Annotated in this window: 16 protein-coding genes; 6 read left to right on the top strand and 10 right to left on the bottom strand. The window is 74.2% G+C overall.

All coding sequences use genetic code 11. From position 1 onward, the window contains the following. Positions 1-25 precede the first annotated feature (25 nt). From IE94_RS0117185 to IE94_RS0117170, 4 genes are all read left to right on the top strand, one after another. Positions 26-259 carry a hypothetical protein gene (locus IE94_RS0117185; protein WP_051777537.1) on the top strand — a complete coding sequence of 78 codons (234 nt, stop codon included), beginning with the start codon at positions 26-28 and terminating at the stop codon, positions 257-259. A gap of 49 nt (positions 260-308) precedes the next feature. Then, the gene (locus tag IE94_RS0117180; protein ID WP_030184850.1) at positions 309-1,100 is read left to right on the top strand and encodes an SURF1 family cytochrome oxidase biogenesis protein; all 792 of its coding nucleotides are present in this window, start codon (positions 309-311) and stop codon (positions 1,098-1,100) included. A 64-nt stretch (positions 1,101-1,164) separates the two neighbouring features. After that, positions 1,165-2,952: a glycoside hydrolase family 15 protein gene (locus IE94_RS0117175; RefSeq protein ID WP_030184847.1), complete on the top strand. Its 1,788-nt coding sequence runs from the start codon at positions 1,165-1,167 to the stop codon at positions 2,950-2,952. A 5-nt stretch (positions 2,953-2,957) separates the two neighbouring features. Next, positions 2,958-3,713 carry an SDR family oxidoreductase gene (locus tag IE94_RS0117170; protein ID WP_030184845.1) on the top strand — a complete coding sequence of 252 codons (756 nt, stop codon included), beginning with the start codon at positions 2,958-2,960 and terminating at the stop codon, positions 3,711-3,713. Between the two features lie 22 nt (positions 3,714-3,735). Here IE94_RS0117170 and amaP read toward each other — a convergent pair whose 3' ends face one another. From amaP to IE94_RS0117145, 5 genes are read right to left on the bottom strand one after another with little or no spacing between them, the layout of a single operon-like run. Continuing rightward, positions 3,736-4,323, bottom strand: coding sequence for an alkaline shock response membrane anchor protein AmaP (gene amaP, locus IE94_RS0117165; protein ID WP_030184843.1), 588 nt, complete (start codon positions 4,321-4,323; stop codon positions 3,736-3,738). Next, the gene (locus IE94_RS0117160; RefSeq protein ID WP_030184837.1) at positions 4,320-5,000 is read right to left on the bottom strand and encodes a DUF6286 domain-containing protein; all 681 of its coding nucleotides are present in this window, start codon (positions 4,998-5,000) and stop codon (positions 4,320-4,322) included. Before IE94_RS0117160 ends, amaP begins: the two co-directional genes overlap by 4 nt. After that, positions 4,997-5,380, bottom strand: coding sequence for a hypothetical protein (locus IE94_RS0117155; RefSeq protein WP_030184835.1), 384 nt, complete (start codon positions 5,378-5,380; stop codon positions 4,997-4,999). Before IE94_RS0117155 ends, IE94_RS0117160 begins: the two co-directional genes overlap by 4 nt. Next, a complete protein-coding gene (locus IE94_RS0117150; protein ID WP_030184832.1) occupies positions 5,377-5,562 on the bottom strand; it encodes a hypothetical protein in 186 nt (61 codons plus the stop codon). The genes IE94_RS0117155 and IE94_RS0117150 overlap by 4 nt, the downstream gene beginning before the upstream one ends. A 51-nt stretch (positions 5,563-5,613) precedes the next feature. Next, entirely contained in the window at positions 5,614-6,096 is a 483-nt protein-coding gene (locus IE94_RS0117145) for an Asp23/Gls24 family envelope stress response protein (RefSeq protein WP_030184829.1), read from the bottom strand. Positions 6,097-6,184: 88 nt separating this feature from the next. Between IE94_RS0117145 and IE94_RS0117140 the strand changes: the two genes are divergently transcribed. Then, on the top strand, positions 6,185-6,949 hold the full coding sequence (locus tag IE94_RS0117140) for a hypothetical protein (protein ID WP_030184825.1): 765 nt from the start codon (positions 6,185-6,187) through the stop codon (positions 6,947-6,949). Positions 6,950-6,965: 16 nt separating this feature from the next. Here IE94_RS0117140 and IE94_RS0117135 read toward each other — a convergent pair whose 3' ends face one another. The 3 genes from IE94_RS0117135 to IE94_RS0117125 all read right to left on the bottom strand — a co-directional run bounded on the left by IE94_RS0117135 (position 6,966) and on the right by IE94_RS0117125 (position 10,082). Then, a complete protein-coding gene (locus IE94_RS0117135; protein ID WP_030184822.1) occupies positions 6,966-7,769 on the bottom strand; it encodes an enoyl-CoA hydratase/isomerase family protein in 804 nt (267 codons plus the stop codon). A gap of 157 nt (positions 7,770-7,926) precedes the next feature. Further along, positions 7,927-8,148, bottom strand: coding sequence for a helix-turn-helix domain-containing protein (locus IE94_RS0117130; RefSeq protein ID WP_030184821.1), 222 nt, complete (start codon positions 8,146-8,148; stop codon positions 7,927-7,929). A gap of 335 nt (positions 8,149-8,483) precedes the next feature. Then, positions 8,484-10,082 (bottom strand): ABC-F family ATP-binding cassette domain-containing protein, encoded by a 1,599-nt coding sequence (locus IE94_RS0117125; RefSeq protein WP_030184820.1) that lies wholly within the window; start codon positions 10,080-10,082, stop codon positions 8,484-8,486. A gap of 210 nt (positions 10,083-10,292) precedes the next feature. On the opposite strand from IE94_RS0117125, the gene IE94_RS0117120 reads away from it, so the two are divergent. Continuing rightward, positions 10,293-10,706, top strand: a complete 414-nt coding sequence (locus tag IE94_RS0117120) for a VOC family protein (protein ID WP_030184819.1) — start codon at positions 10,293-10,295, stop codon at positions 10,704-10,706. A gap of 45 nt (positions 10,707-10,751) precedes the next feature. On the opposite strand, the gene IE94_RS0117115 is transcribed toward IE94_RS0117120, so the two are convergent. Beyond that, entirely contained in the window at positions 10,752-12,170 is a 1,419-nt protein-coding gene (locus IE94_RS0117115) for a hypothetical protein (RefSeq protein ID WP_209441072.1), read from the bottom strand. 193 nt (positions 12,171-12,363) lie between these two features. After that, positions 12,364-13,494 carry an alpha/beta hydrolase family protein gene (locus tag IE94_RS0117110; protein ID WP_030184810.1) on the bottom strand — a complete coding sequence of 377 codons (1,131 nt, stop codon included), beginning with the start codon at positions 13,492-13,494 and terminating at the stop codon, positions 12,364-12,366. Between the last annotated feature and the right edge of the window lie 69 nt (positions 13,495-13,563).

The following is a 13,563-nucleotide window of genomic DNA, read 5'->3' as shown; positions in this document are numbered from 1 at the left end:
GCGGCGACGGCCCACCCTGTGGCGCATGGCGACATGTGAAGTCTGCGGCAACAACTACGGAATGTCCTTCGAGGTCCACGCCCAGGGAGCGGTGCACGTCTTCGACTGCTTCTCCTGCGCGATCCACCGGATGGCCCCGATCTGCGAGCACTGCCGGGTGCAGATCATCGGCCAGGGCGTCGAGGTCGACGGCCACTGGTTCTGCGGCGCCCACTGCGCCCGCGCGGAGGGGAGGGCGGGGATCGTCGACAAGGTCTGAGCCCGGACCCGGCGCGGGACGCCCCACGGCCCAGAGGTACCGTCGTGGGGTGTACCGCTTCCTGTTGTCCCGCCAGTGGGTGATCCTCACGCTGGTCGCCGTGCTGCTCATCCCCACGATGATCCGGCTGGGCTTCTGGCAGATGCACCGCTACGAGGAACGCACCGCCCGGAACGACCTGGTCGCGAGCGCGCTCGAGGCCTCACCGGTGCCCGTGGAGTCGCTGACCGCGCCCGGCGAGAGGATCACCACGCGTGAGCGGTACCGCACCGTCACCGCGAAGGGCCGCTTCGACACCGACCGCGAGGTCGTCGTCCGCCGCCGCACCGACTCCGACGACAACATCGGCTACCACGTACTGACCCCGTTCGTGCTGAACGACGGCAAGGTCCTGCTGGTCAACCGGGGCTGGATCCCCGCGGACGGCCCCAGCCAGACCGCGTTCCCGAAGGTGCCGGCGCCGCCCCGGGGCGAGCTCACCCTCACCGGGCGGCTGATGCCCGACGAGACGACCGAGGCGAGCGGCATCAAGGACCTCCAGGGCCTCCCGGACCGGCAGATCATGCTCATCAACAGCGAGCAGCAGGCCGAGCGCCTGGACGCCCGGGTGCTCGGCGGATACGTCGTCCTGAAGACGCCGGAGCCGAAGAACGGCACCCCGGAGCCGATCGGCAGTCCCGGCGACGAGAACGCCGCGCTGAACTTCGCCTACGCCATCCAGTGGTGGCTGTTCGCCGCGGCCGTACCGGTCGGCTGGTGGTTCCTGGTCCGCCGCGAGAAGCGGGACCGGGAGACCGCCGAGGACGTGCGACCGGCGGAGGCGGAACCCGCGGCGGTCTAGCCGCGCGGCGGGAGCGCGCGGGCGGACCCGATTGCTCCGGCTGTGGCCGGGAAGAGGTCAACCCGTGCACCCCCGCATCGAGGACTACGCGCTCATCGGCGACCTGCAGACCGCGGCCCTGGTCGGCACGGACGGCTCCGTGGACTGGCTCTGCCTGCCCCGCTTCGACTCGGCCGCCTGCTTCGCCAGACTGCTCGGCGACGAGGACAACGGCCACTGGCGCATCGCCCCCGAGGGCGCCGAGCGCTGCACCCGGCGTGCCTACCGGCCGGACACCCTCGTCCTGGACACCGAGTGGGAGACCGAGGACGGCGCGGTCCGCGTCACCGATCTGATGCCCCAGCGCGACCGCGCCCCCGACCTCGTGCGCGTCGTGGAGGGCCTGAGCGGCGAGGTCACCGTGCGCAGCGTGCTCCGGCTGCGCTTCGACCACGGCTCGATCGTCCCGTGGGTGCGCCGCTCCGACGGGCACCGGGTGGCGGTCGCCGGACCGGACTCGGCGTGGCTGCGCAGCGAGCCCGAGGTGCACAGCTGGGGCGAGGACTTCGGGACCCACGCGCGGTTCACGGTCGCCGCGGGCGAGAAGGTCGCGTTCGTGCTGACCTGGCACCCCTCGCACGAGCCCCGGCCGCCCCTGATCGACCCGTACGTGTCGCTGGAGCACAGCGTCGAGGACTGGCGCGCGTGGGCGGCGCACTGCCGCTACGACGGTCCGCACCGGGACGCCGTGGTCCGCTCGCTGATCACGCTGAAGGCGCTCACGTACCAGCCCACCGGAGGCATCGTGGCCGCCCCCACCACCTCGCTGCCGGAGGAGCCGGGCGGCGTGCGCAACTGGGACTACCGCTTCTGCTGGCTGCGCGACTCCACGCTCACCCTGGGCGCCCTGCTGTCAGCCGGGTACCTGGAGGAGGCCGAGGCCTGGCGCGACTGGCTGCTGCGCGCGGTCGCGGGCAACCCGGCGGACCTGCAGATCATGTACGGCGTCGCGGGTGAACGACGGCTGCCCGAGTTCGAGCTGCCCTGGCTGTCCGGCTTCGCCGGGTCCGCTCCCGTACGGATCGGCAACGACGCCGTGAACCAGCTCCAGCTGGACGTGTACGGCGAGGTCATGGACTCCCTGTCGCTGGCCCGGCTGGCGGGGATGCGCCCCCGTCCGCAGATGTGGGAGCTGCAGTGCGCCCTGATGGAGTTCCTGGCCACGGCGTGGCGGGAACCGGACGAGGGGCTGTGGGAGGTGCGGGGCGGGCGCCGGCAGTTCGTGCACTCGAAGGTGATGACGTGGGTGGCCCTGGACAGGGCGGTGCGCACACTGGAGGACCGTCCCGAGCTGGACGGCGGTGACCTCGACGGCTGGCGCGCGCTGCGCGACGAGGTGCACCGCGAGGTGTGCGAGAAGGGCTACGACCCCGTGCGCAACACCTTCACCCAGTACTACGGCTCGCGGGAGCTGGACGCCTCGCTGCTGCTCGTCCCGCGCGTGGGCTTCCTGCCGCCGGACGACCCGCGCGTGGTCGGCACGGTCGACGCCATCGGCGCGGAGCTGACCCGGGACGGCCTGGTGCGGCGCTACGGCACCGAGGGCGATCCCGTCGACGGCCTGCCGGGCGGGGAGGGGACGTTCCTGGTGTGTTCGTTCTGGTACGCGGATGCGCTGCACGCGACCGGCCGGACCAAGGAGGCCCGTGAGCTGTTCGAGCGGCTGGTGGCGCTCGCCAACGACGTGGGGCTGCTGGCCGAGGAGTACGACCCGGTGGCCGGGCACCAGCTCGGCAACTTCCCGCAGGCCTTCAGCCACGTCGGGCTGGTGAACACGGCCCTCGCCCTGTTCGGGGGCGAGGGGGCAGGATAGGAACCATGGATCTTGGACTGAAGGACCGGGTGTACGTCGTCACGGGAGCCACCCGGGGCCTGGGCAACGCCGCCGCGCGCGAGCTGGTCGCCGACGGGGCGAAGGTGGTCGTCACGGGGCGGGACGAGAAGAGCGTCGCGCAGACGGTCTCGGCACTGGGGCCGGACGCGGTCGGGGTGGCCGCGGACAACGCCGACCCCGAGACCGCCGGGCGACTGGTCGCGACCGCACGTGAGCGCTTCGGCCGCTTCGACGGCGTACTGATCAGCGTGGGCGGGCCGCCGCCCGGGTTCGTCGCCGACACCACGGACGAGCAGTGGCAGTCGGCATTCGAGTCGGTGTTCCTCGGCGCGGTGCGGCTGGCCCGGACGGCGGCGGCCGAGCTGGCGGAGGGCGGGGTGATCGGGTTCGTGCTGTCGGGCTCGGTGCACGAGCCGATCCCGGGTCTGACCATCTCCAACGGCCTGCGCCCCGGGCTCGCGGGCTTCGCCAAGTCCCTCGCCGACGAGCTGGGCCCGCGCGGCATCCGCGTCGTCGGCCTGCTGCCGGGCCGCGTGGACACCGACCGGGTGCGCGAGCTGGACGGGCTGTCCGCCGACCCGGTGGCGACCAGGGCGGCCGCCGAGTCCCGCATCCCGCTGCGCCGCTACGGCGCCCCGGAGGAGTTCGGCCGCGCGTCCGCGTTCCTGCTCTCCCCCGCGGCGTCGTACATCACGGGTGTGATGCTGCCGGTGGACGGCGGCGTGCGGCACGGGTTCTAGAGCCTCCCGGGCTCCCCAGCCCTCAGCTGACCCGCTCCGCCCCGTGCTTGACGCCCCGGAGGTGGACCTCCGCGGGGAGGGCCGTGAGGTTGGCCGAGCGGCGGGCGTGGGTCAGGGCCCCGGTGGTCAGCTCGTGCAGGGCGGTGCCGGGGTCCACGTGCGGAGCCAGCAGCAGCCGGACGCGGGCCGCCGGGGCGTCGCGGCGGCCGGTGAGCCGCACGCCGGCCCGTTCGACCCCGTCCACCCGGTCCGCCTCACCGGCGAGGACGTCCTCGAGCGCCCTGCCGCGCAGCGAGGCACCCTCGCCGTCCCCGGTGTCGACGAGGACCTCGGTGAGCCGGCGGCGCCGTACCACCGCGACCAGCCACCACAGGGCGAGCAGCAGCAGGACGGCGAGGGCCGCGATGACGACCGGCCACCACCAGCCGGCGTCCCGCCACCGGGTCCGTTCGGCGTCGCTCAGCAGCATGTCGTGCGGCCCCTGGTGGACCCACCAGGAGGGCGCGGGGGCGTCGAAGCCCACGGCCAGCACCGCGCCGCCGACAGCCAGCAGGATCAGGCCCGCCAGTCCGGTCAGTACCCGGTTCACCGTCCTGAGCACCGCGCTCACCCCTTCCGTCCGGGTCGCGCCACCCGCAGCGAGACGGCGGGCGGCCGGGCCAGGCCGAGGCCGCGCACCGCGTCGTCGAGCACGCCGTCCAGATCGGCCCGTACGTCGTCCAGTTCCCGGAAGTGCGACAGCGCCCGTACGCGGGCCCTGCGGCGGCGCATCCGCACGCGTGCCGACTGGACCCCGGAGACCTCCATGGCCCGGTCGCGCAGCACCGTGGCGGCGGCGTCCCGGTGCAGCCCGGCGCGTACGTCCGGGTGGGTGCGGCGCATCGGCAGCTCCCGGCGCAGTCCGGGGGTGAGGGCCAGCAGGAGCAGCCAGAGCCCGAGGGCCGCGGCGACCCCCGCGCCGACCAGTACCCAGGTGTCGTCGACGGGCCGTTCGGCCAGCTGCCGGGCCAGGTCGCGGCGCCAGCCCAGCGCGGACCGGCCGGCGCGCACGGCGACGACGTCGTAGAGGAAGGCCCCGGCGAGGAGCAGGAGGAGCAGGGCGACGATGCCGGCGGGGACGCGCCGCGCGGACCAGAAGCGGCCGGCCCGTCCGCCGCCGGACGTCTCCGGCAGGTCCGGCCCGTGCTGCTCCGGGGGCGGGGCCGTGCCCGGCTGCTCGCCGCGTTCCACGACGGGCAGCCGCTGGGTGCTGCCCTCTCCCGTCCCGGCGCCCTGGGGCTCGCTCATCGCGTCCTCCCGTGCCTCGCACCGTATTCCGCCGACAGGTGCAGCCGCTCCACCTGGACGGCGACCTCCGGCACCGCCATGCCCACCAACGCACGTACCCGCTGGACGACTTGGTGACGCACCCGGCCGCAGCGGGCGCCGATGTCGCACGGGTAGTCGAGTTCCAGATGGACCCGGACGCGGGCGGTGTCGTGGTGGACGTCGACGGTGGCGTACGGCCGTGCGGCGTCCGGGTGGAGCGGGCCGAGCGCCTCGCGCGCCGCCCGCGCGGCGACCTTGGCGACGACCCGGTCGGCGATCCGCGTGGCACCGCGCTCGCCCGGCGCCACGCGGGCCAGGGGTTCGAGGAGCTCACCGACCGCGTCGCTCACGCCGGTCACCGCCGCCGGTCGCTGCGGCTGCGGAAGAAGTCACCGAGTTCCATGTCTCCCTCCAGCAGGCGGCCGACGACCAACCCGACGGCTCCCAGGGCCGCCACCAGCAGGAAAGCACCGAATCCGCCGAAGTATCCGGCGAAGCCCAGTGCCATGCCGGCGATCATGCCGACCACGGCCATGCTCATGGCGCGCTCCCCTCAATCACTGTTTCCTCCACCGTTCGGCCGGCGTCCGCGTCACCTGATCCGGGGCTCCGGCTCCTCGTCCTCCTCGTCGGGCAGCTTCACGTCGGTCACCGCGATGTTGACCTCGACGACCTCCAGGCCGGTCATCCGCTCCACCGCCGCCACCACGTTCTCCCGTACGTCGCGGGCCACGTCCGCGATCGACACGCCGTACTCGACGACGATCTCCAGGTCGAGGGCGGTCTGCTTCTCGCCGACCTCGGCCTTCACCCCGCGCGTCACTCCGGACTTGGTCCCGCCGGGCACCCGGTCGCGCACGGCGCCGAAGGTGCGGGACATCCCGCTGCCCATCGCGTGCACACCGGCGACGTCCCGTGCCGCCATTCCGGTGATCTTCTCCACGACTCCGTCGGCGATGGTGGTCCGTCCCCGGGTGCCGGGGTCTCCGCCACCGCGCCGAATCGTCTGGCCCTTGGCCGTTCCGGAGGTCTCGATCGTGTCCTGCCCGCTCCGGTGGCTCTCCATGTCACTCATCGCCATACGTCCCTTTCGGTCGTAGTCCTGATGTCCACGTTAGGCGGGGTTGCGGCGCCCCGCGCCGTGGATGCGGCAGGCTGGAGGAATGACTACGGCGGACCGATGGACGCGGGCGGTGCGGGAGCAACTGGGGCTCGGCAGGCTGCTGCCGCTGGGCGGCCCGCGGGACGGCGCGTGGATCGCCGAGCGGGCGGCCCGGGACGTGCTGCTCACGGCGGCCCGGGAGGTGACGGGGGTGCGTCCGGGTGACCTGCGGATCGGCTCGGCCGACCCGGACGACGCACAGGAACCCGCCGTGCCGTCCCCGCCGGGCGCGCTGCCGCCCGGCCCGCTGCGGGTGAGCGCCGACTTCGCGGCGGTGGTGGGGCCGGCTGCGGCCGCGGAGCCCCTGCCGGCGACGGCCGCGCGCCTGCGGGCCGCGCTGACGCAGGCGGCGGCGCGGATCGGCCTCGCGGCGCCGGAGGTGGACCTGCGGGTGACCGGCCTGCTCGACGGGACTCAGGCCCCCGAGGCGGGCGGCGGACCCGGGCCGGGACCCTCCGACGGGCCCGAGGAGGCGGACGGCGAGGGGGATGCCGAAGGCGGGGGCGGCGGCGACGAGGGGCGCGTCGCCCGGGCCGCGCTGGCGGTGCCGGGCGTGGCGCGGCTGACGGGCGTGCTGGGCCGTCCGGTGCACGTGACGGAGCCGCCGGCGGAGGAAGGGGCGCTGTCGCGCCGCCATGTACGGGTGGAGCTGGCGGTGCACGCTGACCACCGGGCCGTCGAGGTGGCCCGGCGGGTCCGCGCGGTGGTCTCCGAGGCGCTGCCGGACCGGCCGTCGGTGGCGGTGGTGGTGACGGACGTCGGCTGAGAGGCCGTCGGCGCCGTTACTCGCCGAGCCCCGCCAGGTCGCGGAGCCGGCGTCCCTGCGCCGCCCGTTCGGCGGTGCGCTGGGCCTCGTGGTCCCGCGTCAGGGCGCCCTGGAGCAGCGCCTTGGTCTCGACGACCGCGTCGCGCGGTGCGGCCAGGATGGCGGACACCAGGTCGTGCACGGCGGGGTCGAGCTGGTCCACGGGCACGGCGAGGTTGGCCAGGCCGGTGCTCACGGCCTCCTCGGCCGCGACGAAGCGCCCGGTGGCGCAGATCTCCAGCGCACGGGCGTACCCGACCAGGGACACCAGGGGGTGCGTGCCCGTCAGGTCCGGCACCAGGCCCAGGCTGGTCTCGCGCATGGCGAACTGCACGTCGTCCGCGACGACCCGCAGGTCGCAGGCGAGGGCCAGCTGGAAGCCCGCCCCGATGGCGTGCCCCTGCACGGCGGCGACCGACACCAGGTCGCTGCGCCGCCACCAGGTGAACGCCTCCTGGTACTCGGCGATGGTCGCGTCCAGCTCGGCGTCGCCGCCCCGCGCGAGGTCGATGAACGACGGTTCGCCGTCGAAGCCCTCGGGGGTGAAGGCCTGCCGGTCGAGCCCGGCCGAGAAGGACCTGCCCTCGGCCCGCAGCACCACGGCGCGGACGGAGCCCGGCAGCAGCCGACCGGCCTCGGCGAGCGCCCGCCACAGAGCGGGGCTCTGCGCGTTGCGCTTGGCCGGGTTGGTCAGCGTCACCGTGGCGATCGCGTCGTCGACGGTGAGCCGCACGCCGTCCTGGTCGAGTGCGGGTACGGGGTCCTGGGCGGGCGAAGCCATGGGGCGCCTCCGAAAGGTGCGGTGGTCGTCCCCGCCGCGCGCCGGACGGTGCGCCGTGCGACGGCAGGGCTGAGTGACTGCACAGTAACCACCCGGACGGCCGGAAGACCGACCGGGTGGCCACCGTCACTTTCGGAGTCGAGGGGCCGCCGGGGTGTCAGGCCGAAGTGGCCTTTTTGCCCCGGGTAGCCCCGCCACGCCCTCGGAGCGTGACGCCCGACTCGCTGAGCATGCGGTGCACAAAGCCATACGAGCGGCCGGTTTCCTCGGCCAACGCCCGGATGCTCGCACCGCCGTCGTACTTCTTCTTCAGGTCTGCCGCGAGCTTGTCGCGCGCGGCGCCGGTAACCCGGCTGCCCTTCTTCAGAGTCTCGGCCACCCGTGCCTCCTCATGGGAAGTGCGCTCTGGTACTCCTCATGATCACCCCTCCCGGCCCTCATGGCCACCCATTCGGCAAGGTCGATGAGGCAGGGATGTGACGACAGGAGCGTGCCCCCACATACGGAATCGTTGATTCCAGAGAATCGGCCGCGTTCGGCCGATCGGGTTTCTCCGCGTCGTTCCAGGTCAGAAAGGCGTCGCGGCCGGGACCCCGGCAAAGGGGGCCCGGCCGCGAAATCGATGTAGGACACACCTCTTGATGAGGAGATCTCACACAGATGGTGGATCACGGATCGGCCGAATGATCCATCACCAGTGGATCATCCATTCGGTCAAGCGAGGGCGACGAGGTCCGCGTAGTCGGCGCCCCACAGGTCCTCCACGCCGTCCGGGAGCAGGATGATCCGCTCCGGCTGGAGCGCCTCCACGGCGCCCTCGTCGTGGGTGACGAGGACGACGGCACCCTTGTAGGTGCGCAGCGCGCCGAGGATCTCCTCGCGGCTGGCCGGGTCGAGGTTGTTGGTGGGCTCGTCGAGGAGCAGCACGTTCGCCGAGGACACCACGAGGGTGGCCAGCGCCAGACGGGTCTTCTCGCCGCCGGAGAGGACACCGGCGGGCTTGTCGACGTCGTCGCCGGAGAACAGGAACGAGCCCAGCGTCTTGCGGACCTCGACCAGGTCCAGGTCGGGGTTGGCCGAGCGCATGTTCTCCAGGACGGTGCGCCGGGGGTCGAGGGTCTCGTGCTCCTGCGCGTAGTAGCCCAGCTTGAGGCCGTGGCCCTCGATCACCTGGCCGGTGTCGGGCTTCTCGACGCCGCCGAGCAGGCGCAGCAGCGTGGTCTTGCCGGCGCCGTTGAGACCGAGGATGACGACCCGGGAGCCCTTGTCGATGGCCAGGTCGACGTCGGTGAAGATCTCCAGCGAGCCGTACGACTTCGACAGCCCCTCGGCGGTCAGCGGCGTCTTGCCGCAGGGCGCGGGCTCCGGGAAGCGGAGCCTGGCGACCTTGTCGGACTGGCGGACCGCCTCCAGGCCGGAGAGCAGCTTGTCGGCGCGGCGGGCCATGTTCTGCGCGGCGACCGTCTTGGTGGCCTTGGCGCGCATCTTGTCGGCCTGCGAGTGCAGGGCGGCGGCCTTCTTCTCGGCGTTGGCGCGCTCGCGCTTGCGGCGCTTCTCGTCGGCCTCGCGCTGCTGCTGGTAGAGCTTCCAGCCCATGTTGTAGACGTCGATCCGGGAGCGGTTGGCGTCCAGGTAGAACACCTTGTTGACGACCGTCTCCACCAGGTCGACGTCGTGGGAGATCACGATGAAGCCGCCGCGGTAGGTCTTCAGATAGTCGCGCAGCCAGACGATCGAGTCGGCGTCGAGGTGGTTGGTCGGCTCGTCGAGCAGCAGGGTGTCCGCGTCCGAGAACAGGATCCGGGCCAGCTCGATGCGGCGGCGCTGACCTCCGGAGAGCGTGTGCAGGGGCTGGCCGAGCACCCGGTCGGGCAGGTTGAGCGCGGCGGCGATGGTGGCCGCCTCGGCCTCGGCGGCGTACCCGCCCTTGGTGAGGAACTCGGTCTCCTGGCGCTCGTACTGCCTGAGGGCCTTCTCGCGGGTGGCGCCCTGGCCGTTGGCGATGCGCTGCTCGTTCTCGCGCATCTTGCGGATCAGGACGTCCAGGCCGCGGGCGGACAGGATGCGGTCGCGGGCGAGCACGTCGAGGTCGCCGGTGCGCGGGTCCTGCGGGAGGTAGCCGACCTCGCCGGAGCGGGTGACGGCGCCGGCGGCGGGCTGGCCCTCACCGGCCAGGACCTTGGTCAGGGTGGTCTTGCCGGCGCCGTTGCGGCCCACCAGGCCGATGCGGTCGCCCTTGGCCACGCGGAAGGTGGCGCTCTCGATGAGGACACGGGCACCGGCGCGCAGCTCGATGCCGGAGGCGGAGATCACGGTCAGACTCCTGGGCGGGTGTGGGCGGGATGGGCGGCTGTGGAGGTTCCCGCCGCTCTAATGCACGAGCACGAGGAGAAAGGCCATGGGGGCCAGTCTAACGGGGCCGTGCAAGCACTTTTCGCCGCGAGCGTTGTCGGTGGCCGGTGGAAGACTGGTCGAAAGGGCCCAAAGCACCACGGGCAACCGGCTCACAAGGAGGTGGTCGGCATGGCAGGCAACGAGGTCGGACGTCCGGACATCTGCCCGACGCTCCGGTACGCGGACGCCCGGGCGGCGATCCGGCAGCTCACCGGGGCCTTCGGCTTCACCGCGCGCGCGGTGTACGAGGGCGCGGACGGCTCGGTGGCCCACGCCGAGCTGGCCCAGGGCAACGGCGTGGTCATGCTCGGCTCGAAGGGCACGGGCGGCCGCTTCGACGAGGCGATGAAGGGCGGGGGCCCCGCGGGGGTGTACGTGGTGGTGGCGGACGTCGACGCCCATCACCGGCGGGCCGTGGAGCACGGCGCGGAGATCCTGATGCCCCCGACCGACCAGGACTACGGCTCGCGGGACTACATGGCCCGCGACCTGGAGGGCAACGTCTGGAGCTTCGGGACGTACGCGCCGGAGGCAGGCGGGTAGCCTCCGGCGGTTCGTCCCCCGGGTCGGTCGGCCCGGGCCGGCCGGTCAGCTGCCCCCGGTGTGGACCTGGAAGGCCGCCCGGCGCACGGCCTTGGCCAGCGCGGGGTCCGGGTGCGCGGCGGCGAGCGCCACCAGCACCTGCACGGTGCGGGGGTGGCCGACCGCGCGGACCTCGTCCAGCAGGGCCGGGACGGTGGCCTGCACGGCCGACTCCAGGTGCCGCACCAGCAGCGGGGCCTCCCCGTGGTCCGCGACGGCCGCCGCGGTGTCGACCCACAGCCAGGTGGCCTCCGTGCGGGTGAGGACCTCGTGGGCGTCCTCGGGGTCGGCGCCGTCGTGCTCGGCCAGCCACAGCAGGGCGTACGGCCTGAGGGTGGGCTCGTCGAGGACGCCGCGGACGTCGGGCTCGGCGGGGGCCCCGACGACGCGCAGCGCCTCGAAGGCGAGGCCGCGCAGCAGGGCGTCCTCACCGCGGGCGGCCCCGAGCAGTTCGGCGACGGCGCTGCCGACGGGACGGGCGGCGAGCCAGGCGCGGTACTCGGCGCGGGCCGCGTTGGGACGGAGCTGGGCGCAGCCGCGCAGCATGCCCTCGGCGGACTGCTCGATGTTGCCGGCGGGGCTCTGCGCGGCGACGCAGATCTGCTCCAGCTTGACCCAGACCGCCCAGCTGCCGAGCGGGGTGAGCGTGGCGTGGCCGTCGCCGCAGGTGAGTGCGCCGACGGAGGCGAGGGCGTGCAGGGCCCAGTCGAGGAGCGGGGCGAGCGCCGTGTCGGTGGCCGGGGCCGGGGCCGGGGCCGGCTCGGCGCCCGGGGTGCCCGGTTCGAGCCGGGGGCCGTAGGGCACCTCGCAGCGCTCGGTGCGCAGTTCGGTGACGCGCTGCTCCAGCAGGTCCAGGAGCTGCTCCACGGGGACGGGCCCGGCGGAGAGCTGGAGGAAGGAGAGCACCTGGGGCATCGCGGAGACGACCTCGGCGACCGCGGCGGGCTCCTGCCCGGCGGGCTCCGGGTGGGCGAGCGACCAGGCGTCGAAGAGGGCGACCCAGCCGCGCAGTACGGCGCTGTCGTCGCGGTTCCAGGCGCGCAGCCGCCAGCCGGGGCGGGCGGTGCCGCCGTGCACCTCGACCAGTCCGGCGAGGCGTGCGGTGTCCCAGTCGGCGCGGACCTTGGCCACGGGCAGGCCCAGTTCGCGGGCCGCCTGGTCGGCGGTGGCCTCGGACAGGGTGGCCTTGCCGTCGGCGGTCGCGCTGCCGGGGCCGAGTGCGGAGTCGGCCCAGCGGGCGACGCGGGCCGCGTCGGCAAGACCGGAGCGCGCCATTCCGGCCAGTTCCGACCGGGCCGGTGTGCCTTCCGGGGGGCGCGGCGCGGGGCGGCGCGGACGCCGCTGGTTCATCGCTTGGGGGGCGGCGGCCAGGGGTCGCGGGCGGACGAGTCGGAGCCTGGAGTCGCGCGGGATACGGGACGTCACGGGTGCAGTCTTCCGGTTGACGGTCCGAAAACCCAAACGGAATGCCCCGGCGGCCTCCTGGGACGGTGGAGGAGGGGGCCGGGCGCGCTGCCGGGGCACCGGATCAGGCCAGTGCCGCGCCGCTAAACGGAACCGGTTCGCCCCACCCGGGGACAGGCGTCACGGGGGCGCACGAGGGGGCCGCGGGACGGGATCACACCAGCGGGGTCATGAAGCGGCGGAGGGTCTCCTCGTAGTCCGCGGGGTCGGCGTTCCACATGGCGCCGTGCGGGGCGTCCCGGACGGTGTGGAGGGCGACCAGGCGCGGGTGGGTGTCGGCCAGGCGGCGGGAGAGGCGCCAGGGGGCCACCGCGTCGCCGGGGCCGTGGAAGATCAGGGTGGGCACGGCCGGGCGGTGGAGGCCCGCGGTGCCCGTGTCCCGGTCGGCGTGCAGCCCGGCGCGGCCCTGTGCGGCCCGGACGGCGAGCGGCAGGAACGCGCCGGGGGTGCGGCGGGCGGCGGCCAGGGCGCGCAGGGTGGTCTCCCAGCTGAGCACCGGGGAGTCCAGGACGAGCCCCGCGATGCGCTCGCGCACGCCGGAGAGCGCTGCGGTGCGCAGGGCCATGGTGGCGCCGGTGGACCAGCCGAGCAGGACGACCTGGCGGGCGCCGTGGTCGAGGGCGTAGCGGACGGCCGCGTCCACGTCGCGCCACTCGGTCTCGCCGAAGTGGTGCAGGCCGTCGGGCGAGGGCGGTGCCCCGACGTCGCCGCGGTAGGCGAGGGCGAGCACCGGGACGTTGCGGCGGTGCAGCGGGGCGATCAGGTTCAGGGCGTGTTCGCGGGTGGCGGCCAGGCCGTGCACGGCGATGATCCAGGTCGGGCGGGCCCCGGGCAGGAACCAGGCCGGGAGCGGGCCGAGTTCCCCCGGGACCTCGACGTCGGCGTGCTCGAGGTCGAGGGCGGTGCCCGGGTTCCCGACGTACAGGTTGGGGGTGAACCACGCCCGGTCACCGGTCTCCAGGGTGCCGTGCGTGACGCGTTCCAGGCGGCGTACGACGGTGTCGGCGCCGTGTTCGGCGGTGCCGAGGACGGGGCCGACGACCGCGTGGGAGCCGTCACCGGCGAGCCCGTACCGGCCGGGGCGCAGTGCGGCCAGGTCCCGGGTGAGGGTGATCTGCCCGGCGGCGGTGCCGTGCACGGTGAGCCGGGGCTCGGTGGGCAGGGGCCGGCCGGGGGGCGCCTTGAGCGCCGCGTCGCTGGCGAGCCGGCCGACGGCGACGCTCGCCGCCCCCGTCGCCAGAGCTGCGGTGACGGCGGCTGCTGCCGCTGCGGTGACAGTGCGCATGGGGCCAGTCTCCTGCTGGAGTCCTCGGGCGGCCAGTGGACGGGTGACGGGGGGTGACGAGACCCTCCT

The organism is Streptomyces violaceorubidus (genome assembly GCF_000717995.1).
Classification (GTDB): Bacteria; Actinomycetota; Actinomycetes; order Streptomycetales; family Streptomycetaceae; genus Streptomyces; species Streptomyces violaceorubidus.
This window is presented reverse-complemented; position numbering and strand designations above follow the sequence as displayed.

Coding starts and splice junctions, on each gene's coding strand:
- IE94_RS0117150 (WP_030184832.1), bottom strand. CDS start 5,562: ATGAGCATGGCCGTGGTCGGCATGATCGCCGGCATGGCACTGGGCTTC.
- IE94_RS0117170 (WP_030184845.1), top strand. CDS start 2,958: ATGGATCTTGGACTGAAGGACCGGGTGTACGTCGTCACGGGAGCCACC.
- IE94_RS0117135 (WP_030184822.1), bottom strand. CDS start 7,769: ATGGCTTCGCCCGCCCAGGACCCCGTACCCGCACTCGACCAGGACGGC.
- IE94_RS0117185 (WP_051777537.1), top strand. CDS start 26: ATGGCGACATGTGAAGTCTGCGGCAACAACTACGGAATGTCCTTCGAG.
- IE94_RS0117140 (WP_030184825.1), top strand. CDS start 6,185: ATGACTACGGCGGACCGATGGACGCGGGCGGTGCGGGAGCAACTGGGG.
- IE94_RS0117120 (WP_030184819.1), top strand. CDS start 10,293: ATGGCAGGCAACGAGGTCGGACGTCCGGACATCTGCCCGACGCTCCGG.
- IE94_RS0117110 (WP_030184810.1), bottom strand. CDS start 13,494: ATGCGCACTGTCACCGCAGCGGCAGCAGCCGCCGTCACCGCAGCTCTG.
- IE94_RS0117160 (WP_030184837.1), bottom strand. CDS start 5,000: ATGAGCGAGCCCCAGGGCGCCGGGACGGGAGAGGGCAGCACCCAGCGG.
- IE94_RS0117145 (WP_030184829.1), bottom strand. CDS start 6,096: ATGAGTGACATGGAGAGCCACCGGAGCGGGCAGGACACGATCGAGACC.